This window comes from Thermostichus sp. MS-CIW-34, assembly GCF_054060435.1.
In genome coordinates, this window is sequence record NZ_JBSSDE010000018.1 from 24,646 (window position 1) to 47,804 (window position 23,159).

Consider the following 23,159-nt stretch of genomic DNA (forward strand, 5'->3'; position numbering starts at 1 on the left):
ATCCGGGGAGAATCCTGGCCTTGGCCCACGCTCGATGAAGCTTGCTCTGTTTGCCCCCAGCCCGCGCGCCCGCCGGTTGGCCAACTCTCTGATCCCCCTCCTAGGCAAGGAGGTGAGCTGCTGGAGCAAAGCTGACCCGCAGGGGCTGCCCTCCCCCTGGCAGGCTTACGGGGATCCCAAGGATCCCACAGCGCCAGGCTCCCTAGCAGAAGCCGTTGCCCAAACCTGGCCCCAGGTGCAGGGCTGTCTCTTCATCTTGGCCGCAGGGTCGGTGGTGCGGCTCATTGCCCCCCTCTTGCAGGACAAGCAGCGGGATCCAGCGGTGGTGGTGGTGGACGAAGCCGGTCGCTGGGCTATTAGCCTGTGCGGGGGACATGTGGGGGGGGCCGATGCCCTGGCGCGGCAGGTGGCCGCTACCTTGGGAGCCCAGCCGGTTCTCACCTCTGCTTCCGAGGGGCTGGGGATCCCGCCTTTGGATTTGCTGGGGGATCCCTACGGCTGGCGGCGGGGCGCTGGAGATTGGAACGGGGTGGCAGCCGCCTTGACGCGGGGAGAGCCGGTGGCCGTTCACCAGACCTGCGGCACGCGGCTTTGGCGACAAGCTTGGCCGGCAGATCATCCCCTAGTGGCCTCCTCTCCTCCCCATCCCGTTGCCCAGATCTGGATTGGGGAATACCTCTCCCCTCCCACGGAGATCCCGACAGTGCACTGGCATCCGCGGGTGCTGTGGGTGGGGGTGGGCTGCGAGCGGGGCACCACCCGCGCTTGGCTAGAGGGATCCCTGCGCCGCCTGTTGCAGGCCCAGGGGCTGGCTTTTGAGGCCATTGCCGGCTTGGCCACCTTGGAGCTGAAGCAAAACGAGCCAGGTCTTCTGGAGCTGGCCCAAGCCTATGGCTGGCCCATTGAGTTTTTCTCGGCAGAGGCTTTGGCTGGGATCCCAGTGCCCCACCCTTCGGAGGCGGTGCGGCAGGCGGTGGGCACTCCCTCCGTAGCCGAGGCGGCTGCTCTTTTGGCGGCTCAGATCTGGGGAAGAGGTGACCGAGCTTTTGAGAGGCCCTCTTGCGTTGCGGAGGGGAAGGCAACTCTTCTCTGCCCCAAGCAGGTCTTCACGTCAGAAACCGAAGGGGCCTGCACCCTGGCCATTGCCCGCGCGGCGCAGGAGTATTCCCCTCGCAGCGGCCACCTCTGGCTCATCGGCACTGGTCCTGGGGATCTGGGTCAATTGACTTTGGCTGCCCGTATGGCTTTAACTCAGGCCGATGTGGTTGTTGGCTACCAGCTTTATCTGGATCTGGTGGATCCCCTTTTGCACCCCGGCCAAATCCGGGAGGTCTCTCCCATTACCCAAGAGCTGCAGCGGGCCAAACAGGCCATCGCTTGGGCGCAGCAGGGGCTGAAGGTGGCGGTGATTTCTTCGGGGGATGCGGGCATTTACGGCATGGCGGGGCTAGTGTTGGAGTGCTTGGCCCGCTCTGGCTGGGATGGGATCCGCCCTTCTCTGGAGGTGCTGCCGGGGATCTCTGCCTTCCAGGCGGCTGCTGCCCGGCTGGGGGCTCCGCTGATGCACGACTTCTGCGCCATTTCCCTCTCGGATCTGCTTACCCCTTGGCCGGTGATCGAAAAACGCCTGCAGGCGGCTGCAGCTGCCGATTTTGTGGTGGCCCTTTACAACCCCCGCTCCCGGCAGCGGGTGGATCCCTTCCTCAAGGCTCTACAGATCTTTCTGCAGGCCCGACCCGCCCATACCCCCGTGGCTTTGGCCCGCAACCTCTACCGCCCCGGCGAAACCCTCCACCTCACCACCCTAGGGGAGCTGGATCCAGAGGAGGTGGACATGCTCACCCTGGTTCTTATCGGCAACTCTCAGACCTTTCGCCATGGAGACCGGCTGATTACCCCGCGGGGCTATTGCCTGGGCGAAGAACCCACTTGACGGGTGTTAAGCCCAGACTCAAAACACCATCAGATGCCGGGGATCCAACTGTAGCCACCAGGGGGATCCCCAACCTTCCACCTCGCGCCAGCGCTCCCGCCACACCTCAGCTTGCAGGTGATAGTCCTGGCGGTGGGCAGGAGGACCGCCCAGCCTAAAGAAGAGAGTCAGTCGGTGGGGGGTCTCGCTCCACTTCACCAGCCAAGCCGGAAACGTGTTGGGCAGCTTCCCGTCGGGCCTGAAGGTGAGGTGGTGGGCGCGGATGGCGATGTATTCTCCCGATTCTCCCGCTGGGGATCCCTGTACCTGCAGCTCACAGCCCCAATCCAAGGCCAGCACCCGTTGAGGGCCCAGGAGCTTGGCCCGCGAGATGTTTTTGCAACCCGTCAGTTGCGCCACACTAAGGCAGGGGGGAGCCTCAAATAGCTGACGCTTGTCCCCCTGGGCAATGATTCGCCCCTGCTCCATTACAGCCAGATCCCCGCAGAGGCGGAAGGCTTCCTCAATGTTGTGGGTTACCAAAAGCGTGACTCCCTTGTAGCCCGCTAGGATTTCCCCCATCTCCTGCTCCAGTTGGCTGCGCAGGTGGGCATCCAAAGCAGAAAAAGGCTCATCCAGCAGCAAGATCTCCGGCTCAGAAGCCAAGGCTCGCGCCAGGGCCACCCGCTGCTGCTGTCCTCCGGAGAGCTCCGTGGGATAGCGGTTTTCCCAGCCCTTCAGCTTGACCAACTGGAGCTGGGCCTGGATCCGCTCCTGTTTTTCCGCTTCGCTCAAGCCCGCAGGGATCCCAAAGGCAATGTTCTGGGCAACGGTGAGGTGGGGAAACAGAGCGTAGTTTTGGAAGATCACCCCCACCCGCCGCTGAGCCGGAGGCAGCCGGATCCCCTGTTCGGCGTCAAACAACGCCCGCTCGTTGAGCAAAATGCGCCCACCATCCGGGGTTTCGATCCCGGCAATGCAGCGCAAAAGCAGGCTTTTGCCGGATCCAGAGGCCCCCAGCAAGCCCAGGGGTCGCCCGTCGCAGCTCAGTTGCGCCTGCAGCTCAAATTGGGGCAGCTTCTTGTCAATGTCCACCCAGAGGCGGGGGGCCGGAGTTGAGAAATCCAGATCCCTTCTGGCCAGAACCCGCAGGGGGCGAGGGGGAAGCTGCTGCAGAGGCTGTCGCTGAAACCAAAGGTTAACTGCCGTCATCACCCCCAAGGACAACCCCAAGACCAGGGCCGAGCTGATGGCCGCCCCCCGCATATCCCCCGCCTGAACGGCAAAGAAGATGGCCATGGATAGGGTTTGCGTGCGGCCCGGGATATTGCCTGCCAGCATCAAGGTGGCGCCAAACTCCCCCAGAGCGCGAGCAAAACTGAGGGTAACCCCCGCTAGGATCCCCGGCAAGGCCAGTGGGATCAGCACCCGCGTAAAAATCTTGGCCCTACTTACTCCCAGGGTGCGGGCTGCCGCCACCAGCGTCGGGTCGATCTGCTGGAAAGCTCCCAGGGCCGTGCGGTACATCAGGGGCAGGGCCACCACCGCTGCCGTGATCACCCCGGCATACCAGGTGAAGATGACCGACAAGTTCAGCGAGGCCAAAAGTTGTCCCAGAAGGGTTCTCCGGCCAAACAGCAGCAGCAACAGGAAGCCCACCATGGTGGGCGGCAACACCAGCGGCGCCAACAAGAGGGCCTCGATGAGAGAGCGCCAGCGACCTCGGTAGTGCAACATCCCGTAAGCCGCCAGCGTCCCCACCCCAAAGGTGATGCCCGTGGCCAAGCCGGCAATCCGTAGGGAGATCCAAAGCGGGGATAGGTCGTAGTCGCTCATTTGGAGTAACTCATCCGCGCCATTGCAGAGGGATCCCTCACAGGCGGATAAAGCCGTACTTCACAAACACCTCTGCCGCTTCCCCTGAGGTCAAAAACTCCAAGTAAGACCGTCCGGCGGGAGTATCGCGCACCAAGGCCACCGGGTAGATAATTGGCGTAATGGGATCCGCCGTAGCCACTACTCGCACCCGATTTGAAAGCTGAGCATCCGAGGTAAACAGGATCCCAGCGTCAGCATTGCCCTGTTCTACCGCCGTCAAGATTTCCCGCACCGTGCTGGCAAACACCATCTTGGGCCGCAGCGTCTCAAACACCCCTGCTTGGGTGAGAATTTCCTGGGCGTAGCGTCCGGCGGGCATGGCCTGCAGATCCCCAATGGACAGAACCCGGATCTCTTCCGCCACCAAGTCGGCAAAATCCTGAACCTTGGTTCTGGCATTGGCAGGCACAATTAAAGCCATGCGGTTGCTGAGAAGATCTCGCCGGGATCCTGCCACCAGCAGGTTTTGCTTGGCAAGGGCGTCCATAAAAGAGGCGGCTGCGAAAAATACCACGTCCAAAGGAGCCCCCTGCTCCACCTGTTGCTGGAGAGAGCCGGAATTGGCGAAGTTGTACTCAACCTTGATGTCGGGATAGCGGGCGGTGAACAACCGGTCGATTTCCGTTAAAGCCGGTTGCAAGCTCACCGCAGCCCCCACCAAAATGGGCTGAGATTGTGCCAAGCCGGGAGCCGACCCCCACCTCAAAGCCAGGGCGGCCAGGATCCCTAGGAATAACATTGCAGTTCTTCGTTTCATAGCCATTTTTCTTTGACCCGTGACAACTCTCAGAACAGGAAAATCCGCCAATGGTTCGGTGCTTTTGACTGTCGGAATTGGGTTGTAATTTGTATCTGTAGATACACACCTAGACTATCGGCAGCCATTCCTCCCCAGAGGCAACGATAAGCATCTGATAGTATTGAAACCGGTGTTGAATGACCATCCGGCAAGCTCCTCTCTTGTTCAGTTCGGTCAACACCCCTGTTGCTCTGCTTGTTCAACAAAGGAGAAGTCATGCAAATCAGCACTCGCAACTTTTTTAAAGGAACTGTAAAAAGCTTCCAGGTGGGCATGGTCAATGCCGAAATTGTTCTGGAAGTTGCACCAGGCATAGAAATAACAGCCATTATTTCTAAGCACTCTGCCGAACGGTTGGGTATAGCAGTTGGAAAAGAAGCGTATGCTGCCATTAAAGCCTCAGATGTGGTCATCGCCGTGGATTAGTGGTGGATTAGCAAATTGAGTGACTGGCCTAGACTTGCTGTTGCCTGGGATCTAAATACAGGGCTTTGATAAGGCGCTGGCGATCGTTTAGGCTGATCTGAAGCCGCCCATTCTCTACATCCCGCACCCAGCTCTGGCTGCGCCCCAGCCTCTGGGCCAATTCCCGCTGGCTGATTCCCTTTTGCTGGCGTGCCGCCGAGATATCCGCTCCACGCAAAGCTTTGCTTGAGGGGAAGTCTTTTGGGTCTTCGGGATGGCAAGGGAGATCAGAGGCTGTTGCAGCAGGCGCAGACTTTGCCCTACGCCGCTGCCGGGATCCCGATTCTCGGGTCGGGGATCTGGCTTCTTGAACTGCTTGACGATGCCAGTCGGAGGGCAGATGAAATCGTTGAATGCGAGCCTGCATCAAGAGTCCCCACTTGCCCCGCGGCCCGGCAGCCGTCAGCAAGCCACCGTTGTTGGCATCTTCAATCCAAAAGTTCAATGCCTCGTCCGCATCCTCGGGCACAGCTTCCAGGCGAGCCCACAGGGGTTGAATGGAAGAAGGATAGGTGAGGGGATCGAACTCCGGCTTGAGGCCGTAGTGGTTGAGAACCTCCAGATCGCTTTCAAAGGTGCGCACCAGCCGTTTGCGTTCTTGGAGATTGAGATAAGCTTCCTGCAGTCGCTCTTCCCCGTAGGCCACTCGCATCAGGGTGGGCACCGTCAGACGCTGTTGCCGCCCCATCCTCACTTTGAACAACAGCCACAGCAGCAGGCGCATGGCTCCTTCATGGTGTTGCCAATGGCTCATCACGGCCTGCAGCAGGGATAGGGGCAGGCTGCTGTACTGATAAAAGGCTTGCCCCTGGCGGCACCCTTGTCGATTGAGAAAGTACCGTGTCCATTCGCCGGGCTGAATCGCCCAAGTCAGGCCCACCAGATGGTTGCAGCCCTGCTCATCTTTTTGAAAGTGGCGATGCATCTTGAGCAGCCTCCACAGAGGGCCAGCCGGTACCGAAAACCCCTTCACCCGCCCCTGATCCGGCCAATCGATGGAGACTTGAATCCGACAGAGCTGCTCTATCCAGGTCATGAACAGGTGGAGACGGGTCATCTTGCTCAGATCTTTACGTTTATCCCAGCCCAAATAGGACTCCAATTGTGAGTCGGTGAAAACAAAGGATTCCTTCCAGGGGCTATCCAACCCGGCGGCATAGGCAGCGAAAATAAGATGCAAACAGGCAGTTCGCACATCGATCGGAGCACTTTGTGGGATCCCGTCCAAACATAGAGTTAGGGTCAGAGATCCCTGGTTGTGGCCAACAGATTTTTGATAGCAAACCTGGTTATCTCCCTGCTTTTGCAGATTGAGAGATTGAAATTGAGATAGGAAATTGCAAGCTTCCCAGACCACAATTGACGAAGCAAAAGCCTGGCTATGGCCGTTCAAAAATAGAGGTGGACTGCTGCGAATGCGGGCCGTGACCGTGCGGTTGCGCCCCTTCATGGCTTCATAAGGCTGCGGGGCAGAACCGGGACACAGGCTAACGCACTGAGGTTCTGGGAAGAAACCTTCGCAGTCATTGCACAACAGAGGATTAATCCAGTATTCCCCATCCTGGACAACGATAGCTTTTGTAGGACAGCTATCTACGCAAGCGTGGCAACCGATACAATCCCCTGAGATTTGATAAGCCATAGCCCTCAAACTCCATAACGTTTCCCTGTAGCTCTCCTTTGTTCACGCCTGCTATCGCATCTGCAAAACCCTAAACCCGGCCATGGAGACCTTCCTCGCAAAGCCGTGTCAGCCCGGCGAGAGACCTTAGTTTAAGGTCTGTTTCCTAAGCTCAATTCGTGAACTGGATTGAACGATACCTCAAAAGATCCCCGGCAGGCCAGGGAGATTTGGTCTAGGGTGAACCTTCTGGAAAGCTTTGTTTTCTCTTAACTTCTAATGTTTGCAGTGAACTTTTGAGATGGCTTTGCAGGCTACTCCTCCCCCCTTGAGAGCCTTTTAGGGATCCGAACTGCAACAAGTGTCAGGCGAAACGCTCAATAACCAAGCCGACACAAGGTCGTCCGCCCACCCAATACGCCGATTCATCGGCCAGGTTGTGGCTTGGCTCCAGATGCCAACCCAAGGGATTGGGTTCTAGCTCCAGCGCCCGCACGATTTCCTCTGGGCTGAGCCCTGTGCAGAGTTGAATGTGTTGCAACTTGGGAAATGGCTTTTCCACAAGGCTAAGCTCTTCAGCAGCTTTAAGGATGGAGCCCAGGTGCAACAAACAGGTGTTCATGGCTTTGCTCCCAAATCAAGATAGGTTATGAAGAGATGAGCTTCCCTTACTTTGAGTGTCCCTCATTACAGGTTAAAAATTGGGTAAATAGACTACATTTTAGAAGGCTCTTGGCAAATTTAAGATTGTTTTCTTATTCGGTTCTTGGGGAGGCGCTAGGGTGCAACGGGGATCCATGTAAACCCAGATGGGTTTAGCTAAATGAGCAGGAAGGGAAAGTTGGCCACTGGGTAGGAGTAGGATCCACTCAGGGTGACGTTGGACAACCTGGAGATAGGTACCTGGAGTGAGACCCATTTGCTGCAATTGGGCGCAAGCAGCTTCGGATCCGCGCAGTTGGTAGATGCGACCTTCTTCTCCAACCTTCATGAGTTGGAGAGGAGATATGGTTATTGAGATCTTAGGGACGGTGGGCGGTGCCAACATATAGGGATCCCTAATCTTAGAAGAGGCCATTTGAGCCTTGCCCGAGTCCATTTGCGAGCAGCTTGGAAGCAGCGATCTATCAAACCAAGTAAGCTTCCTGGTGAGTGCGAATCGTACAATTGGAGCGAGGTTTAGCCACGCAGAGCAGCACAAATCCTTTGGCTATTTGCTCCTCATCCAGAAAGGTTTGCTCCGATTGATCGACTTCTCCTTCTACCACTTTGGCCACGCAAGAGGAACAACTACCGGAGCGGCAGGAAGAGGGCAAATCCACATCTTGATCCTCAGCCGCTTCTAGGATGGTCGAATCTTCATCTACTGAGATATAGGTGTCGAGCCGTCGTTTTGGGTTAACCAAGTGAACTGTGTAGGTAGCCATGATGGAGTCTCCAGAGAGCTGACGAGGGGTAAACAAGAGATCTTAGGCAGGGATCCCAGGGCTGCATTCGCCCCGCTCTCCCAAAGAGCTGCAGCCGGCACAGCCGCCGACAGCATCTGGACAACCGTAGTCTTGAAAGACTCGGAATAGCTTCTCCTGCTGCGGGGTAGAAGTGAGAAAGGTTTGATACGCTTTTTCCAGCGCTTGCCGAGCTTGCTCCAATCGCTCTTCTTCGCTGCCCTGGAAGTGCTCCAGAGGAGCCAGATACTGAGCAAATTTGCGTAAGATATGCAAGCGATTTACATTGACCACCCGCGGATCGTAGGGGAGCTCGAAAAAAGCGAAATAATCCTCGGCATTGACTAGGGCTTGGAAGTCTTTCCAACGGCGGTTGTGGTTCCAACTCATCGGCAGGTCTCCAGGGTTTTCAAGCGTTGTCTGAGGGTGTGCAGCCGGGCAAACAGGGCATAGGTGCGGGCTGCCAAGTCGGGGAGTCGCTCGAACCCGTCGGGTAGCCCCTCGGCCAGATCGTGCAGATCCATTTTCAGTTGGCCTGCTTTGCTGTTTAGGCGCTTGATCTCGCTGCGGAGCTGGTCGGCAGAGAGGTGTTCGAAGGGCTCGAAAGCCAGGTCGTTCACAACATTCTCAACGTCACTCTCATTCAACATGGGCAAGGCACTCCTAATTACTGAAGAAAAAGAAGAAAAAATGGCTGCCGGGACGGAGACAAGCGGCTACAGTTGGCCCACCTCAGGGTAGGTTCGGGCCAGTTGGATCCCTTTGTCGATAAGGGCAGTAGCTTTTTCAGTGAGCTGTTCGAGAGACTCGAAACCGAAGCGATGGGCGTCTCGCAGGGTGTTGACCACCAACAACAGCCGCCCCGAGAAGACCAGCACCCAACCAAAGCCTTCGCTGTTGAGATCCAGCACCACCTGAGCCAGGAGGCCCGTCTCCTTTTCGATCAGGGCGGCAATGGCGCGGTAGTAGATGAGGATGCGGCTCCGCACTGCCGGATCCACCTCCCCTTCCAGGGATATTTGGCGCTTCTGGGCTTTGGTGACGACAAAGGGCTTGAGCAGCAACTCATCACTCCAGGTGCGGTAGGTGCCGTAGGGATCCGCCGCCCGCAGCTGGCGGACGATCTCCTGCAGGATGGGGCTGGTCGAGGGGGAAAGAGGGGTAACCGTCATGGCTAAACCTCCGCAGGGGAAGTAGAGGGATTTGGGGCTTCGGCTTTGCGGGCGCGCTCGGCCAAGAGCACTTTGCGCAGCCAGGGGGGAGGGTTGTGCAGGGTGGATACCAGGCGCTGCAGCAAGCTCTCGATGGATTCTTCTTCCGACTGCACTTTGATGGGGGTGATGCGGCGGTTGATCAGGCGGGCGGCGGCACTGCTGCCAATGGCAGCCACGTAGATGAGGGTGACATCGGCCAAAGCCTGCAGCTTGGGCACCAGCTTGTCCTCGTTGCCATCTGCCTCCAAGTTGCCCCCAAAGGTGAGGGTCTTACAAAATCGGTAGCCTTCGGGGGTGACTTCGTAGAGGTCGATCTGGTTGGCCCAGCCAAAGTGGGCATTGACGTGCTTGCCGTCGCGGGTTGTAAAGGCCACTTGCATAGGCGTTCTCCTTAGAACCGTGAACTTGAGGGTTTAGGGGAGCTAGGGGGATCTAGCTCGAAGCTCTGGATCCCTTAGAATCCCTGCCTAGAAACCTGGGGTGGGCTGGGGTGACGGGCTTCCTCCTGCTCCATCAGCAGGTTGCCGACGGCAAACAGTTGGGATAGGGTGCCGCGATAGCCCACCTGACAGAGGTGGTTGGCCCCCAGCCGGTCGAAGATGGGGATCCCCATCCGATGCACCGGGATCCCCAGCCGCTTGCCCAGGCGCGCCACGTGGGAGTTGCCCACCAGCAGGTCAGCCCCGGGTGCTAGCTCCTCCAGATCCCCCAGATCTCCCACCCGCACTGCCTCAATGGGAAGGGTGGTCAAGTGGGGATCCGGTGTGGGACTGATGGCCGCCTGGATCTGACAGCCCATATCCAGCAGCCAGTCCACCCACCCCCAGAGCAGATCGGCTTCTAGGGCCAAGGCAATCCGCTGGTTGCCGAAGAAAAAGTGGCAATCCAGGAGGGCATCTTGAACCTGGCTGCGCTGGCGGCGGTAGCGAGAGGGCACCGGCTGCTGGCTGTGATCGGCCAAGGTTGCCAAAAAGGGATCCACAGCCTTGAGACCGGTCAGGTGGGGGAAAACCCGATAGGGGGTGCCAAAGCGCTGGGCCAGGATCTGAGCGGCAGGGCGCATGCTCTCGCCGACAGCTATGGTGAGGCCGGAACGCCCGAGCTGGCGCAATTGCTCAAGGGTGGTGCCGCCGTCTGGGGTCGCCCTAAAGCCGGTGCCCAAGTGTCCGTCCAGGGAACCCGCGGGATCCGGCACCAGGATCGGCTCTAGGCCAAAAGCCTCCGCCATTTCTTTGATCTCCTGGGCGTCGGCAGGGGTGAGGGCAGGCCCGCACAGCACCGTTACCTGGGCAGGGCGGACGGATCCCGACGGCGATTCCGGCAGGGTGCTGACCAAGCTGTTGACGGCGATGGCATAGCCGTCCTGCAGGGATCCTTTAAAGTCAGGCGTAGAGGCCAACACGATGGGCAGATCCTGCAATTGCGGCTGGCGCCGGCGCAGCTCCCGCAGGATGCGCGGCATATCGTCCCCGCGGGTTTCCGTGAGGCCGGTGGTCAGAAGACCAATCAGCTCCGGCTGGGCCTTCTCCACCAAGGTGAGGATGGCAGCTTCGACATTCTCCTCGCCTCCCAAGATGGTGTCCACCTCGGACATGGCAGTGGTGGACATGGGAATGGCCTCGCGGAAATGGCGTACCAGCAGCGCTTTGGCAAAGGCCGTACAGCCTTGGGAACCGTGGAAGAGCGGCAGACAGCCCTTGATCCCCAGAAAGGCCAGGGCCGCTCCCAGCGGAGCGCTGAGTTTGAGGGGGTTGACGCTGAGGGGCTTGCGTTCTTGAATCAACTGGGCCATCCTCCCACCTCCTTTGCTGCTGAGGTCTCCCAGGGGGCAGGCCGTCGCAACTGCTCCCAAATGGGACTGTGGAGGGCAGCATCGATTTCCCGCGCCAAGTTCACCAGGCCGCGATAGCCGGCATAGGCATGGTGCCGCTCCTGGTTGATGTCCAGAAAGGGGATGCGGGCCTTGAGGGCGGTGTACTGGTTGCGTCCGCCGGCGATGAGCAAGTCCGCTTTCGTGCGCTCCACCACCTTGAGCAGCTCTTGCGGGCTGCCCTTGTCCAAGAGAATGCCATCCTGGCCAAGCAGCTCGCGGATGCGGGCTTTGTCTTCTTCGGTGCTTTTGCGGGTGCTGGTGGCCGTTACCTGCATCCCCAGATCTCGAGCGGCGGAGATGATCGACCAACTTTTCACCCCGCCGGTATAAAGGACAACTCGTTTGCCCGCCAGCCGCTGCCGGTAGGGGGCCAAAGCCGCCTCGGTGGCGCGAGTTTCCCGCTCGATGAGGGCCTCGGTACGCTCCTGCAGTTCGGGATCCTTCAGCCCTTGGGCAATGGCCCTTAGGCAGTGGTTCATCTCCTGCAGCCCGTAAAAGGAAGCCTCGATGTAGGGGATCCCGTAGCGCTCCTGCATCTTGCGGCCCACATTGAGCAAGGCTTTAGCGCAGATGAGAACGTTCAGCTTGGCCCGGTGGGCGGTACAGATCTCGTGGTAGCGGCCATCGCCGGTGATCTTGGCCAAGATGCGGATCCCCAGCTCGTCAAACAGAGGCAAGACATCCCACAGCTCGCCGGCAATGTTGTACTCGCCGATGAGGTTAATGTCGCGGGGAGTGGTGTACTCCGGGGAGGCGGTGCCGATAACATAGTCCAGCAGCGCTTCTCCGGCCAGACGGTTGCCTAGGTTTTTGCTGCCCACAAAGCCGGGCGCATTCACCGGAATGACCGGGATCCCAAGCTGGCGGCTGGCCCGCTGACACACGGCCTCCACATCGTCGCCAATGAGGGCAGTTACACAAGTGAGATAGACAAAAATGGCGGCAGGCTGGTATTTGGCCTGCAAGTCAAGGATGGCCTGGAACAGCTTTTCCTCCCCCCCGAAGATGATCTCGTTCTCGCTCAGATCGGTGGTGAAGCCCACCCGATAAAGCTGGGGGCCAGAAGAGAGGCTGCCCCGCGTCCCCCAAGAGTTGCCGCTGCAGGCGATCGGTCCATGTACTAGATGGGCGGCATCGGCGATCGGCACCAGGGCAATCGAAGCCCCGTCAAAGGCACAGCCTCCCTGCGCTCCTCCCGGCTTGGCTTGCTCGGCACAGACTTTGTTTTTGCCTTTGCCGTCTTTCTTGTGGTTGTGCTCGCAGGCGGTCTCGTTGAGCAGCTCCGCCACTTTAGTCCGGCTGATCAAGGGCATGATGGGATCTCCTGAGAAGAAGGGGGCTGGGGTTGAGCCGCAGCTTCGGCCAGATAAGCCGCCGCCCGTAGCCGCAGGGCGATGATCTCCTCGTAGAGGGGGTTGATGCGACAGAGGGCCGGAATGTGAACGGTGCGGGATCCCAGTCGGATATCCCGCTCAAAGGGACAGGAAGCCGGGATCAAACGACAAATCCAACGGGCCTGCCGGGATCCGCGAATTTCAATGCTGTTGAGCCAGCGGCGCGGCCACTGCAGGGCAGATCTGAAAATTGGGTTAAAAACCAGGCCGAGCCATCCCAAAGGGTTGCCGACTCTGGGAAAGGGAAGAGAAGGGTAGGGATAAGTCATGGCTTAAACCTCCGAATGGGTAGAATTGGTAACAAGAGGAGGGGGAGCACACCATTCAAAAATCTGCTCCAGTTGCTCCAAGGAAATCAGCCCGTAATGCCAAAGAATCATGGGCAAAGGGCCCTGTTCACACCCATGCCGTTTCAGGGCGAAGGTGAGGGCGGATTCCGGGATCCCAAGCTCAACTTGCAAAAACTGCAGCAGCGGCGCCCGATCGGGGGTAAGCATGGCAGAGTCTCCCAAAACGAGGGGTGGGCGTAGATGGGCAAGCTAGGATGGGGACAAGCCCAAAACCAAGCTGTCGGCAGCCAGAAAGTGGGCCAGGTGAAAGGCCCGTTCTTCCGTCCGCAGCAAAATCTGCTCGTAGAGGTGACGGGTGGCGCGATCCCCAACACTTTCCGCCAGAGCCGCCTGGCGACGCAGCAGATCGATTAGGCTTTGCTCGGCCCGCAAATCCGCTTCCAGCATGGGCCGCACGGCCAACGCATCGTCCCCTTCTGGGCTGAAGCAGCACAGCTCCGCCAGCTTGGCAAAGCTGGAGGCCGGGATCCCACCCAGGCCGTTCAGGCGCTCCCCCACCTCATGGGCGTGGTTCTGAACTTCCTGTAGACTTTCGTTGAAAAATTGGTGAATTGAGTAGAACTCTGCTCCTTCGACAACCAGATGGTGCTTCAGATACTGCAAATACAGCCCCTGAAGACTGGCCCAAACTAGGTTGAGGCCCTCGCAGATGGGAACCGTGATCTCACGTCCCAGATGAACGGGGTTGTCTCGGACTTGTTGGAAGGAGTGAGTCGAGGGGGATGGAGTGCTCATTGGCGCTACCAAAACGAGGTGAACAGGAGAAGCAAGAAGGCAAACGGCAGAGGTTCAGGGGTGGTCATCCCCTCCTGCAGATCTCTCAGGGGGATCCCAGGTCTGGAGAGACCAGCAGCGATCCAACCAACTCAGCCAGCCAGAGCGGTTGAGGGTGAAAAGGCGGAGCACACTGTGGACGAGGAGGGCTTCGGTGGGGGTGCGAATCATCACCCACAGTTGGCCGGTCGGGGTACAGCCACAGGTCAAATCCAGCTCCTGCAGACGGTAGAGAATCCGCCAGCGATCGCAACGGGGCACCTGCAGCACTTCAGCCGTTTTCGGTGGGGGAGAAACAAGGGGGGACATAAGCTCACCGGTTGGGAAGCAGGAGGGAGTCTCAGCAGAGGGCAGAACCGTTGGGTTTCTGTTCCCCCGCTTATATCCCCCGCTTATAGCAAGCGGCTGCAGGGGCTCAGGCTTGGCAGCGGGCGATCAGGATTGATTGAGTTATTGCCGATGTACTCAAACCCTGGAAGCTTGGCCCAGAGGGCAAAAAAAGTTTTTCTGAGGGCAGGGGGTTGAGTCTTTTGCCCGCAGGGATCCGGTATTTTTGGGGAAGGGTATGGGTATTTGAGCGAGTACATCCCCCCTGTCACAACAAGAAAGTCCGACGGCCTGCCGCCGCAGTAGTCTTCACTTCCTTGGCGAGGACTTTGCCCCAGGGGGATCTTTCCTCAAACTCAAACGGCTATTTTCAATACACTTTTGGGCTGATACGATATTAAATCGTAGCAATTGATGCAAAACGCAGCCGAGGCTGCGGCGCTTGAGTGCATCTGAGCAGATTTTTAGTATTTCCTAAGCATTGCCCCAAGCCCTTGTCGAATCAGGGATTCCGGGGATCCTCCCCACAGCCGGATCCCCCGCCCCTTTGGGTCAAAATACGGCATCCCCGGCCTTGAAAAACCAGACCCTTGACCCCTAAAAAAAGTTGGATTTGGCCTGCCATCAGGCTTTGCAGGTCTTGAGTACAAAGCCAATAAACTCGATCAGTTCTACCGGGCTGAGTGCAACGGAGCGGGCAGAGGGCGGTTGATATAACCGCCAGTAACGTTCTATCCCCTGGTTGACCCCACTATGCCGCCCCTTTCAACTCCGCCCCGCCAGGGATCCCCTTCCCCATCGGCCTGCGCTTGCAGCAGCAGCCCCCGCCAGGCTCTCCCCCCTCATCTGCAGCAACGCATCGCCACCCATCCCTGCTACAGCGAAGCAGCTCACCATCACTACGCCCGCATGCACGTGGCGGTAGCCCCCGCCTGCAACATCCAGTGCAACTACTGCAACCGCAAGTTCGACTGTGCCAACGAGAGCCGGCCCGGTGTGGTCAGCGAGCTGCTTACCCCGGCGGAAGCCGCCCACAAAGTGCTGGTGATTGCCGGCAAGATCCCGCAACTGACGGTGGTGGGCATTGCTGGGCCTGGGGATCCCTTGGCCAACCCCAAGCAAACCTTCGAGACCTTTGCCCGCATTGCCGAGAAAGCTCCGGATCTCAAGCTCTGCCTTTCCACCAACGGCCTGATGTTGCCGGACTACATCGACGAGATCAAACGGCTGAACATTGACCACGTCACCCTGACCATCAACATGGTGGATCCGGAGATCGGGGCCAGGATCTACCCCTGGATCCGCTGGCGACGCAAGCGCATTCGAGGGGTGGAGGCAGCCCGCATCCTGCACGAACGGCAGATGGAAAGCCTGGATCTGCTGCGGGAGGCAGACATCCTCTGCAAAGTCAACTCCGTTCTCATTCCCGGCATCAACGACACCCACCTGCTGGAAGTGAACCGGGTGATCCAGGAGAAAGGGGCTTTCTTGCACAACATCATGCCCCTGATCTCGGCGCCTGAACACGGCACCTACTTCGGCCTTATCGGCCAGCGGGGCCCCACCCCTCAGGAGTTGAAAGCCCTGCAAGATCGGTGCTCCGGCAACATGCGGATGATGCGCCACTGTCGCCAGTGTCGGGCGGACGCGGTGGGCCTGCTGGGGGAAGACCGCAGCCAAGAGTTTACCAAGGAGCGCTTTATGCAGATGACCCCCGAATACGACCCCGAAAAACGCCGCCAGGTCCAGGCAAGCATTGCCCAACTGCAAGCTCAGCAGCAGTCAACCCCAACCCACTGGACAGCCGACCTGCCTCCCGACAGCCCCTCCATCCTGGTGGCCGTAGCCAGCAAAGGCGGCGGCCTGGTCAATCGCCACTTCGGCCATGCACGGGAGTTTTTGATCTACGAGGTCAACGCCCGTGGGGCGCAGTTTGTCGGCCACCGCAAGGTTCCGCAGTACTGCCACGGGGGATCCGGGGAGGACAACAACCTAGAGCAAATCCTGGATCTCATCAGGGATTGCCGAGCCGTGCTGGTCTCCAAGATCGGCGATTGCCCCATGAAGCGTATTCGCGAGGCCGGCATCGAAGTGGTGGAAGACTACGACCTCATTGAAACGGTGGCCCTCAAGTTTTACCGCACCTGGTTGGTCAACCAGGCCCTGGACAGCAAATCTTCCCGATCTTGAGACCTCATCTTTTGGAGACGCGGCCATGGCTACTGTAACTGCTCTCACCAAAGGCGGACTGCCCTGGATCCCACAGTTTATCGAAAGCCTGGATATCAGCCGCTGCCTCGGCTGTAGCCGTTGCCTCAAAGTCTGTGGCCGGGGTGTGTTCGCCCTCAGAGCCCTCAACGAAGACGGCGAGTTTGTCGACAACGAAGAGGAAGAAGAAAGTGAGCGCAAAGTGATGACCATCCTCAATGCCGCCCTCTGCATCGGCTGTCAGGCTTGCGCCCGCATTTGCCCAAAGCAGTGCCATTCCCACGCTCCGCAAGCCGTTTAACGTTGCCCAACCCCTACCTTGTACCGGAGCCTGTATGAACCCCGTGATCTACCTGGACAACAACGCCACCACCGCCGTGGATCCCCTGGTTCTGGAGGCGATGCTGCCCTATTTGCAGACCTTCTACGGCAACCCCTCCTCGATGCACAGTTTTGGCGGCCAGGTGGGGCGTTCCCTCAACCAAGCCCGCGAACAGGTGGCAGCCCTTCTGGGAGCCGACCCGACGGAGATCGTCTTCACCAGTGGCGGCACCGAAGGCAACACCACGGCCATTTATGCAGCCTTGGCAGCCCAACCCCAGAAGCGCCACATCATCACCACGCAGGTAGAGCACGCCTCGGTGCTCAACGTCTGCAAGCACCTGGAAAAACAAGGCTACCGCGTCACCTACCTCTCGGTGGATGAGCAAGGCTGCCTGGACTTGCTGGAGTTGGAAGCAGCCCTGACCGGCGATACTGCCCTGGTGAGCTGCATGGCCGCCAACAACGAGACGGGCGTGCTTTTCCCCATCGAGGCGGTGGGATCCCTGGCTCGCAGCTATGGGGCTGTTGTCCATGTGGACGCAGTGCAGGCGGTGGGCAAGATCCCTCTCGATCTGCAGCGCCTGCCGGTGGATCTCCTCACCCTTTCCGGGCACAAGCTGCATGCCCCCAAGGGGATCGGCGCTCTCTATGTGCGGCGGGGCTTGCGCTTCCGTCCGTTGCTGCTGGGAGGGCATCAGGAGCGAGGCCGCCGCGCCGGGACGGAAAATGTGCCGGGCATCATCGCTCTGGGCAAGGCAGCGGAGCTGGCCCAAGCCCACCTGGGGGATCCCCATGAGCGGCTGCTGCGGGATCGCTTGGAGCAGGGCTTGCTACAGCGGATCCCGGATGTCCAGGTTAACGGCCACCCCACTCAGCGGCTGCCCAACACCACCAACTTGGGCTTCAAGTTCGTGGAAGGGGAAGCGATCCTCTTCTGGCTGAACAAATACGGCATCTGCGCCTCCTCCGGCTCCGCCTGCACTTCCGGATCCCTGGAGCCCTCCCATGTGCTGCGGGCCATGGGCCTGCCCTACACCGTTTTGCACGGCTCAATCCGCTTCAGCCTCTCTCGCTTTACCCAGCCGGCAGAGGTGGAGCGGGTGCTGGAGGTTTTGCCGGGGATCATCGAGCATTTGCGGGCCATCTCCCCCTTCAGCCACGAGGCGGAAGACTGGCTGCAACAGCAGGAGCGGGAACTGGCTCACCGCTGACCCCCCTCAAACTCATCTTCCCTCGACCGTTCGCATCCTCAACTCAGGATCCAGCCATGTGGGACTACAGCGAAAAAGTTTTGGAACTCTTCTACCACCCCAAAAACCAAGGGGCAATGGATCCCAGCTCCGAGCCTGGTGTTCGGGTGGTGGTGGGAGAAGTGGGCAGCATCACCTGTGGCGATGCCCTGCGGCTCTACTTAAAGGTGGACGAGGCCAGCGAGCGCATCTTGGCTGCCAGCTTCCAAACCTTCGGCTGCACCAGCGCCATTGCCTCTTCCTCGGCTCTGACGGAGCTAATCACCGGCCTCACCCTGGATGAAGCCCTGCAGATCGACAACCGCCAAATCGCCGATTACCTGGGCGGCCTGCCCCCCGCCAAGATGCACTGCTCGGTGATGGGGCAAGAGGCTCTGGAGGCAGCCATCTACAGCTATCGCGGCCTTCCTCTGCCTGACCACACGGATGATGACAGCGCTTTGGTCTGCTCCTGCTTTGGCGTCAGCGAGCAAAAGATCCGCCGCTTGATCCGGGAAAACCGCCTCACCTCCGTTGAGGAAGTAACAGCCTACAGCAAAGCGGGCGGCGGTTGTGGCTCCTGCCTGGCCCAGATTGAAGACCTGATCGCCGCTGTTCTGGCCGAGACTGACGCAACCCCTTCAGAAGATTCAAGAAATTCAAAAGGGAACTCCCAAAACCAGACAGAGCCCTCTCCCGCTGCTCCCTCTCCCCTCACCACCTTGCAAAAGATCGCCCGCATTCAGGCCGTCCTAGACGAGGAAGTTCGCCCGCTGCTGTTGGCCGATGGCGGCGATGTGGAGCTGTACGACCTGGAAGGGGATCAGGTGTGGGTACGCCTCAAGGGATCCTGCACCACCTGCCCCAGCCAGCAAAACACCCTGCGGTTGCTCATCGAAACCCGCCTGCAAGAACAGGTGTGGCCCACTTTAACCGTGCATGCCCTCTAGTTCCCCATTCTCGATAAGCCTGAGAGCCCTATGATCTGCCCCACTGTTACTCCCCGTCGCTTCCCCCATCTCCTGCCTCGATTCGGGAGAGCCCCACCGTTCAACCGGTTTGCTTCCAGATCCTGCCCAGGATCCAAGGCTGCCTTCCCGCGAGCTGAAATCCTTTGCAGTAAGGATCCCGTCTCGCTAATGCGACCAGTTGCGCCCATTGGCAGGAGATTTCTAACCCTTAAGTCGCCCTCAAGTTTTTCCTCAAGTCTTCATTAGGAGAACTGAACCATGAGACAAATTGCATTCTACGGCAAAGGCGGTATCGGCAAATCCACCACCTGTCAGAATACCGTTGCCGGTATGGCCGAATTGGGGCAGCGGATCATGATCGTCGGCTGCGACCCGAAGGCCGATTCCACCCGCCTCATGTTGCACTGCAAAGCCCAGACCACCGTCCTTCACCTGGCGGCGGAGCGGGGATCCGTAGAAGACGTGGAGCTGGAAGAAGTGGTGCTCACCGGCTACCGAGGGGTGCGCTGCGTGGAATCCGGTGGCCCCGAGCCTGGTGTTGGCTGTGCCGGACGAGGCATCATCACCGCCATCAATTTCTTGGAAGAAAACGGAGCCTACGAGGATCTGGACTTTGTCTGCTACGACGTGCTGGGGGACGTGGTCTGCGGCGGTTTTGCCATGCCCATCCGGGAGGGCAAGGCCCAAGAGATCTACATTGTTTGCTCTGGCGAAATGATGGCCATGTATGCGGCCAACAACATCGCCCGCGGCGTGCTGAAATACGCCTACTCCGGCGGCGTGCGTTTGGGTGGCCTGATCTGCAACAGCCGCAAGGTGGATCGCGAGATCGAGCTGATCGAAGCTCTGGCCGAAAAGCTCAACACCAAAATGCTGCATTTCATCCCCCGCGACAATGTGGTTCAGCACGCAGAATTGCGCCGCATGACGGTGATCGAGTACTCCCCCGACTGCAACCAAGCTGACGAGTATCGGGCCTTGGCCAAAAAGATCATCAACAACACGGATCTGAGGATCCCCACCCCCATCTCTATGGATGAGCTGGAGCAGTTGTTGATAGAGTTCGGCGTTTTGGACGACGACCAGAAAATCGCCCACCTCATCGGCAAAACCGAAAAAGAGTTGGCCCCTGTCTGATCCCCGAAAAGACGGGCTGGGGGTAGCTGGTTTCCTCCCTCAGCCCCCCCTCGCACTGTGGCTTTTATCCATGACACCCAATAGCTGAGGTTCTCATGACTACTCTGAAAAGTACCCTCAAAGAGGAAACCCGGAAAATCGTAACGGAGGTTCTGGAAACCTACCCCGAAAAAGCTCAGAAAAAGAGAGCTAAGCACCTCAACGTCTATGACGAGGGCAAAGCAGATTGCGGAGTAAAATCTAACATTAAATCCATCCCCGGCGTCATGACCACTCGCGGCTGTGCCTATGCCGGTTCCAAGGGGGTGGTGTGGGGGCCGGTCAAAGACATGATCCACCTCAGCCACGGCCCCGTGGGCTGCGGCTACTACTCCTGGTCGGGACGGCGCAATTACTACGTGGGAATCACCGGGGTGAACACCTTCGTTACCATGCAGTTCACCTCCGATTTCCAGGAGCGGGATGTGGTGTTTGGGGGGGACAAAAAACTGGCCAAACTCTTGGTAGAAGCCAGCGAACTCTTCCCCTTGGCCAAAGGCATTACCATCCAGTCCGAATGCCCCGTCGGCTTGATCGGGGATGACATCGAGGCAGTGGCCAAGAGAGTTTCCAAAGAAATTGGCAAGCCGGTGGTACCGGTGCGCTGCGAAGGCTTTCGGGGGGTTTCCCAGTCCCTGGGCCACCACATTGCTAACGATACAGTGCGGGACTGGGTTCTGCCCATTGCCGACAAGAAAGCCAAGGAGGGATCCCTCAATTTTGAGCCCGGCCCTTATGATGTGGCCCTGATTGGGGACTACAACATCGGCGGCGACGCTTGGTCTTCCCGGATTTTGCTGGAGGAGATGGGCCTGCGGGTAGTGACCCAGTTTTCCGGCGATGGCACCTGGAACGAGATGCTGCTTGCCCCTCGGGTGAAGCTGAATCTCATCCACTGCTACCGCTCCATGAACTACATCTGCCGCCACATGGAGGAAGCCTACGGGATCCCCTGGCTGGAGTTCAACTTCTTTGGCCCCACCCAAATTGCCAAATCCCTGCGGGCCATCGCCCAGCGGTTTGACGAGACCATCCAGGCCAAGGCAGAGCAGGTGATCGCCAAGTACCAGCCCCAGAGCGAGGCCATCATTGCCAAGTACCGTCCCCGCCTGGAGGGCAAGCGGGTGATGCTGATGGTGGGCGGACTGCGGCCCCGCCACGTCATTCCGGCCTTCCGGGAGCTGGGCATGGAGGTGATTGCCACCGGCTACGAATTCGGCCACGGCGACGACTACAAGCGCACCACCCAGTACATCGACGACGGCACCCTCATCTACGATGACGTGTCCGGCTACGAGTTTGAAGAATTTGCCAAGAGGTTGAAGCCAGATCTCATCGCCTCCGGCATCAAGGAGAAGTACGTCTTTCAAAAGATGGCTTTGCCCTTCCGCCAGATGCACTCTTGGGACTACTCCGGCCCCTACCACGGCTACGACGGCTTTGCCGTGTTCGCCCGCGATATGGATTTAGCTTTGAATAGCCCCACCTGGGATCTGGTCAAAGCCCCCTGGAAATCCTAGCTTGCCGCCGGGATCCCAGACGCCAACGGCCCTTCCTTCCCCTGCCCCTCATTAGGAGACCGACCATGCCGCAAGATATCCAAGACATCAAAGATCACGCCCGCCTGTTTCAAGATCCGGAATATCAGGCGCTTCTGCAGTGCAAGCAAACCTTTGAAGATCTCCCTTCCCCGGAAGAAGTGGCCCGGGTGGCCGAATGGACAAAATCTTGGGAATACCGGGAGAAAAACTTTCAGCGGGAAGCTTTGACGATAAACCCTGCCAAGGCTTGCCAGCCCTTAGGGGCCATCTTCGCCGCTGTCGGCTTCGAGGGAACTTTGCCCTTCGTCCATGGATCCCAGGGGTGTGTGGCCTATTTTCGCACCCATCTCACCCGCCACTTTAAGGAGCCCTTTTCGGCGGTCTCCACCTCGATGACGGAAGATGCGGCGGTGTTTGGCGGCCTCAAAAACCTAATCGAGGGACTGGAAAACGCTTACACCCTCTACAAACCCAAGATGATCGCCGTGTGCACCACCTGCATGGCAGAGGTGATCGGGGATGACCTGGGGGCCTTCATCACCACGGCCAGAAATGAGGGAGTTATTCCCCACAACTTCCCGGTGCCCTATGCCCACACGCCAAGCTTTGTGGGATCCCACATCACCGGCTACGACAACATGCTCAAGAGCATTCTCAGCACCCTCACCGAGCCGGTGGGCCGCACGGGTAGCAATGGCTACATCAACGTCATCCCCGGTTTCGATACCTACATGGGCAACTTGCGGGAGATCAAGCGCATCTTCGGCTTATTCGGGATCCCGCTGACCCTGCTGGCGGACAACTCCGACTATTTGGATTCGCCCAACGACGGCACTTTCCACATGTATCCCGGCGGAACCCCTCTGGAGGTGGCCGCCCAATGCCTCAACGCCGAGGCTACTTTTTCCTTCCAGCGCTACACCACGCCCAAGACCCTGGAGTTTCTAGCAGAGGCCTCGGGTCGGCCCACCCTGACGGCGCGGCCAGTGGGTATTCGGGGCACGGATGAGTTTTTGATGCAGCTATCTCAGCTAACCGGCAAGCCCATTCCCGCCGAGCTGGAGATCGAGCGGGGCCGGGCGGTGGATGCTTTCACCGACTCCCAAGCCTGGATCCACGGCAAGCGGGTGGCCCTGTACGGGGATCCGGATCTGGTGATGGGCTTGCTCAGCCTGTTGCTGGAGCTGGGAGCGGAGCCGATCCATGTGGTGGTGACCAACAGCAACGAGGAGTTCGAAGCCGAGGCGCGGGCACTGCTGGCCTCCAGTCCCTATGGACAGGGGGCAACCGTCTGGGGGGGCAAGGATCTCTGGCATCTGCGCTCTCTGATGTTCACCGAGCCGGTGGATCTGCTGATCGGCAATTCCTACGGCAAATACCTGTGGCGGGATACGGGCACGCCTTTGGTGCGCATCGGCTACCCCATCTTCGACCGCCACCACCTGCACCGCTACCCCACCTATGGCTATGTGGGGGCGCTCAACCTCCTTAACTGGATTGTCAACACCATTCTGGATGAGGCAGATCGGCGCAGCATCATCCCCGGCAAAACCGACATCTCCTTCGACTTAATTCGTTGATGGCCAGAGCAGCGGGATCCCAAAGGCCGGACTTTGTCGGACTTTGTCAAGGATCCCCTGCTCCAAAGACTCCACCCC

Annotated in this window: 25 protein-coding genes; 9 read left to right on the plus strand and 16 right to left on the minus strand. The window is 59.0% G+C overall.

All coding sequences use genetic code 11. The features are described from left to right. Positions 1–34 precede the first annotated feature (34 nt). Entirely contained in the window at positions 35–1,933 is a 1,899-nt protein-coding gene (cobJ, locus tag ACVWYY_RS07935; RefSeq protein ID WP_457440155.1) for a precorrin-3B C(17)-methyltransferase, read from the plus strand. Positions 1,934–1,951: 18 nt separating this feature from the next. On the opposite strand, the gene modB is transcribed toward cobJ, so the two are convergent. Then, entirely contained in the window at positions 1,952–3,748 is a 1,797-nt protein-coding gene (gene modB / locus ACVWYY_RS07940) for a molybdate ABC transporter permease subunit (protein ID WP_457440157.1), read from the minus strand. Positions 3,749–3,785: 37 nt separating this feature from the next. After that, positions 3,786–4,547: a molybdate ABC transporter substrate-binding protein gene (modA, locus tag ACVWYY_RS07945; protein ID WP_457440159.1), complete on the minus strand. Its 762-nt coding sequence runs from the start codon at positions 4,545–4,547 to the stop codon at positions 3,786–3,788. Between the two features lie 258 nt (positions 4,548–4,805). On the opposite strand from modA, the gene ACVWYY_RS07950 reads away from it, so the two are divergent. Further along, complete coding sequence (locus tag ACVWYY_RS07950; RefSeq protein ID WP_011430671.1) at positions 4,806–5,015, plus strand: TOBE domain-containing protein; 210 nt, start codon at positions 4,806–4,808, stop codon at positions 5,013–5,015. Between the two features lie 28 nt (positions 5,016–5,043). Here the strand turns inward: ACVWYY_RS07950 and ACVWYY_RS07955 are convergent, their stop codons facing one another. The 14 genes from ACVWYY_RS07955 to ACVWYY_RS08020 all read right to left on the minus strand — a co-directional run bounded on the left by ACVWYY_RS07955 (position 5,044) and on the right by ACVWYY_RS08020 (position 14,034). After that, complete coding sequence (locus ACVWYY_RS07955; RefSeq protein ID WP_457440162.1) at positions 5,044–6,696, minus strand: helix-turn-helix domain-containing protein; 1,653 nt, start codon at positions 6,694–6,696, stop codon at positions 5,044–5,046. Positions 6,697–7,039: 343 nt separating this feature from the next. Beyond that, positions 7,040–7,297, minus strand: a complete 258-nt coding sequence (locus ACVWYY_RS07960; protein WP_011430669.1) for a hypothetical protein — start codon at positions 7,295–7,297, stop codon at positions 7,040–7,042. Between the two features lie 99 nt (positions 7,298–7,396). After that, on the minus strand, positions 7,397–7,774 hold the full coding sequence (locus tag ACVWYY_RS07965; RefSeq protein WP_457440164.1) for a ferrous iron transport protein A: 378 nt from the start codon (positions 7,772–7,774) through the stop codon (positions 7,397–7,399). A 28-nt stretch (positions 7,775–7,802) separates the two neighbouring features. Next, on the minus strand, positions 7,803–8,102 hold the full coding sequence (locus ACVWYY_RS07970) for a 2Fe-2S iron-sulfur cluster-binding protein (RefSeq protein WP_099813376.1): 300 nt from the start codon (positions 8,100–8,102) through the stop codon (positions 7,803–7,805). 42 nt (positions 8,103–8,144) lie between these two features. Beyond that, positions 8,145–8,510: a nitrogenase-stabilizing/protective protein NifW gene (gene nifW / locus ACVWYY_RS07975; RefSeq protein ID WP_457440166.1), complete on the minus strand. Its 366-nt coding sequence runs from the start codon at positions 8,508–8,510 to the stop codon at positions 8,145–8,147. Continuing rightward, positions 8,507–8,770 (minus strand): CCE_0567 family metalloprotein, encoded by a 264-nt coding sequence (locus ACVWYY_RS07980; protein WP_414351585.1) that lies wholly within the window; start codon positions 8,768–8,770, stop codon positions 8,507–8,509. The genes nifW and ACVWYY_RS07980 overlap by 4 nt, the downstream gene beginning before the upstream one ends. Positions 8,771–8,836: 66 nt before the next feature. Continuing rightward, positions 8,837–9,292, minus strand: coding sequence for a NifX-associated nitrogen fixation protein (locus ACVWYY_RS07985; RefSeq protein WP_457440168.1), 456 nt, complete (start codon positions 9,290–9,292; stop codon positions 8,837–8,839). Positions 9,293–9,294: 2 nt separating this feature from the next. Continuing rightward, positions 9,295–9,714: a nitrogen fixation protein NifX gene (nifX, locus tag ACVWYY_RS07990; protein WP_011430663.1), complete on the minus strand. Its 420-nt coding sequence runs from the start codon at positions 9,712–9,714 to the stop codon at positions 9,295–9,297. Positions 9,715–9,788: 74 nt separating this feature from the next. Continuing rightward, the gene (gene nifN / locus ACVWYY_RS07995) at positions 9,789–11,126 is read right to left on the minus strand and encodes a nitrogenase iron-molybdenum cofactor biosynthesis protein NifN (RefSeq protein ID WP_457440170.1); all 1,338 of its coding nucleotides are present in this window, start codon (positions 11,124–11,126) and stop codon (positions 9,789–9,791) included. After that, positions 11,114–12,520, minus strand: a complete 1,407-nt coding sequence (nifE, locus tag ACVWYY_RS08000; protein WP_099887423.1) for a nitrogenase iron-molybdenum cofactor biosynthesis protein NifE — start codon at positions 12,518–12,520, stop codon at positions 11,114–11,116. Before nifE ends, nifN begins: the two co-directional genes overlap by 13 nt. After that, positions 12,511–12,870, minus strand: a complete 360-nt coding sequence (locus tag ACVWYY_RS08005) for a Mo-dependent nitrogenase C-terminal domain-containing protein (RefSeq protein ID WP_457440172.1) — start codon at positions 12,868–12,870, stop codon at positions 12,511–12,513. The genes nifE and ACVWYY_RS08005 overlap by 10 nt, the downstream gene beginning before the upstream one ends. 3 nt (positions 12,871–12,873) lie before the next feature. Beyond that, positions 12,874–13,098, minus strand: coding sequence for a DUF2949 domain-containing protein (locus ACVWYY_RS08010; protein WP_011430659.1), 225 nt, complete (start codon positions 13,096–13,098; stop codon positions 12,874–12,876). A gap of 42 nt (positions 13,099–13,140) precedes the next feature. Further along, positions 13,141–13,686 (minus strand): ferritin-like domain-containing protein, encoded by a 546-nt coding sequence (locus tag ACVWYY_RS08015; RefSeq protein ID WP_414330307.1) that lies wholly within the window; start codon positions 13,684–13,686, stop codon positions 13,141–13,143. A gap of 54 nt (positions 13,687–13,740) precedes the next feature. Beyond that, on the minus strand, positions 13,741–14,034 hold the full coding sequence (locus ACVWYY_RS08020; RefSeq protein ID WP_099813101.1) for an Asr1405/Asl0597 family protein: 294 nt from the start codon (positions 14,032–14,034) through the stop codon (positions 13,741–13,743). Positions 14,035–14,805: 771 nt separating this feature from the next. Between ACVWYY_RS08020 and nifB the strand changes: the two genes are divergently transcribed. The 7 genes from nifB to nifK all read left to right on the plus strand — a co-directional run bounded on the left by nifB (position 14,806) and on the right by nifK (position 23,081). Next, positions 14,806–16,242 carry a nitrogenase cofactor biosynthesis protein NifB gene (gene nifB, locus ACVWYY_RS08025; protein ID WP_457440175.1) on the plus strand — a complete coding sequence of 479 codons (1,437 nt, stop codon included), beginning with the start codon at positions 14,806–14,808 and terminating at the stop codon, positions 16,240–16,242. A gap of 25 nt (positions 16,243–16,267) precedes the next feature. Then, positions 16,268–16,561, plus strand: a complete 294-nt coding sequence (gene fdxB / locus ACVWYY_RS08030) for a ferredoxin III, nif-specific (protein WP_011432079.1) — start codon at positions 16,268–16,270, stop codon at positions 16,559–16,561. Positions 16,562–16,595: 34 nt separating this feature from the next. Then, the gene (nifS, locus tag ACVWYY_RS08035) at positions 16,596–17,795 is read left to right on the plus strand and encodes a cysteine desulfurase NifS (protein WP_457388653.1); all 1,200 of its coding nucleotides are present in this window, start codon (positions 16,596–16,598) and stop codon (positions 17,793–17,795) included. Positions 17,796–17,851: 56 nt separating this feature from the next. Next, positions 17,852–18,763 (plus strand): Fe-S cluster assembly protein NifU, encoded by a 912-nt coding sequence (gene nifU / locus ACVWYY_RS08040; protein ID WP_457440177.1) that lies wholly within the window; start codon positions 17,852–17,854, stop codon positions 18,761–18,763. 279 nt (positions 18,764–19,042) lie between these two features. After that, complete coding sequence (gene nifH, locus ACVWYY_RS08045; RefSeq protein ID WP_011430651.1) at positions 19,043–19,921, plus strand: nitrogenase iron protein; 879 nt, start codon at positions 19,043–19,045, stop codon at positions 19,919–19,921. A 95-nt stretch (positions 19,922–20,016) separates the two neighbouring features. After that, positions 20,017–21,480: a nitrogenase molybdenum-iron protein alpha chain gene (gene nifD / locus ACVWYY_RS08050; RefSeq protein ID WP_457440179.1), complete on the plus strand. Its 1,464-nt coding sequence runs from the start codon at positions 20,017–20,019 to the stop codon at positions 21,478–21,480. 65 nt (positions 21,481–21,545) lie between these two features. Further along, a complete protein-coding gene (nifK, locus tag ACVWYY_RS08055) occupies positions 21,546–23,081 on the plus strand; it encodes a nitrogenase molybdenum-iron protein subunit beta (RefSeq protein WP_457440181.1) in 1,536 nt (511 codons plus the stop codon). The last annotated feature ends 78 nt before the right edge of the window (positions 23,082–23,159 follow it).

Bases quoted from the DNA above. Each gene is read 5' to 3' on its own strand.
- modA (WP_457440159.1), bottom strand. From the start codon at position 4,547: ATGAAACGAAGAACTGCAATGTTATTCCTAGGGATCCTGGCCGCCCTG.
- fdxB (WP_011432079.1), top strand. From the start codon at position 16,268: ATGGCTACTGTAACTGCTCTCACCAAAGGCGGACTGCCCTGGATCCCA.
- nifK (WP_457440181.1), top strand. From the start codon at position 21,546: ATGCCGCAAGATATCCAAGACATCAAAGATCACGCCCGCCTGTTTCAA.
- nifB (WP_457440175.1), top strand. From the start codon at position 14,806: ATGCCGCCCCTTTCAACTCCGCCCCGCCAGGGATCCCCTTCCCCATCG.
- ACVWYY_RS07950 (WP_011430671.1), top strand. From the start codon at position 4,806: ATGCAAATCAGCACTCGCAACTTTTTTAAAGGAACTGTAAAAAGCTTC.
- nifH (WP_011430651.1), top strand. From the start codon at position 19,043: ATGAGACAAATTGCATTCTACGGCAAAGGCGGTATCGGCAAATCCACC.
- nifE (WP_099887423.1), bottom strand. From the start codon at position 12,520: ATGCCCTTGATCAGCCGGACTAAAGTGGCGGAGCTGCTCAACGAGACC.
- ACVWYY_RS08020 (WP_099813101.1), bottom strand. From the start codon at position 14,034: ATGTCCCCCCTTGTTTCTCCCCCACCGAAAACGGCTGAAGTGCTGCAG.
- nifS (WP_457388653.1), top strand. From the start codon at position 16,596: ATGAACCCCGTGATCTACCTGGACAACAACGCCACCACCGCCGTGGAT.
- ACVWYY_RS07980 (WP_414351585.1), bottom strand. From the start codon at position 8,770: ATGTTGAATGAGAGTGACGTTGAGAATGTTGTGAACGACCTGGCTTTC.
- nifD (WP_457440179.1), top strand. From the start codon at position 20,017: ATGACTACTCTGAAAAGTACCCTCAAAGAGGAAACCCGGAAAATCGTA.
- ACVWYY_RS07955 (WP_457440162.1), bottom strand. From the start codon at position 6,696: ATGGCTTATCAAATCTCAGGGGATTGTATCGGTTGCCACGCTTGCGTA.
- ACVWYY_RS07965 (WP_457440164.1), bottom strand. From the start codon at position 7,774: ATGGACTCGGGCAAGGCTCAAATGGCCTCTTCTAAGATTAGGGATCCC.
- nifU (WP_457440177.1), top strand. From the start codon at position 17,852: ATGTGGGACTACAGCGAAAAAGTTTTGGAACTCTTCTACCACCCCAAA.
- cobJ (WP_457440155.1), top strand. From the start codon at position 35: ATGAAGCTTGCTCTGTTTGCCCCCAGCCCGCGCGCCCGCCGGTTGGCC.
- nifN (WP_457440170.1), bottom strand. From the start codon at position 11,126: ATGGCCCAGTTGATTCAAGAACGCAAGCCCCTCAGCGTCAACCCCCTC.
- modB (WP_457440157.1), bottom strand. From the start codon at position 3,748: ATGAGCGACTACGACCTATCCCCGCTTTGGATCTCCCTACGGATTGCC.
- ACVWYY_RS08010 (WP_011430659.1), bottom strand. From the start codon at position 13,098: ATGCTTACCCCCGATCGGGCGCCGCTGCTGCAGTTTTTGCAAGTTGAG.
- nifX (WP_011430663.1), bottom strand. From the start codon at position 9,714: ATGCAAGTGGCCTTTACAACCCGCGACGGCAAGCACGTCAATGCCCAC.
- nifW (WP_457440166.1), bottom strand. From the start codon at position 8,510: ATGAGTTGGAACCACAACCGCCGTTGGAAAGACTTCCAAGCCCTAGTC.
- ACVWYY_RS07970 (WP_099813376.1), bottom strand. From the start codon at position 8,102: ATGGCTACCTACACAGTTCACTTGGTTAACCCAAAACGACGGCTCGAC.
- ACVWYY_RS07960 (WP_011430669.1), bottom strand. From the start codon at position 7,297: ATGAACACCTGTTTGTTGCACCTGGGCTCCATCCTTAAAGCTGCTGAA.
- ACVWYY_RS07985 (WP_457440168.1), bottom strand. From the start codon at position 9,292: ATGACGGTTACCCCTCTTTCCCCCTCGACCAGCCCCATCCTGCAGGAG.
- ACVWYY_RS08005 (WP_457440172.1), bottom strand. From the start codon at position 12,870: ATGACTTATCCCTACCCTTCTCTTCCCTTTCCCAGAGTCGGCAACCCT.
- ACVWYY_RS08015 (WP_414330307.1), bottom strand. From the start codon at position 13,686: ATGAGCACTCCATCCCCCTCGACTCACTCCTTCCAACAAGTCCGAGAC.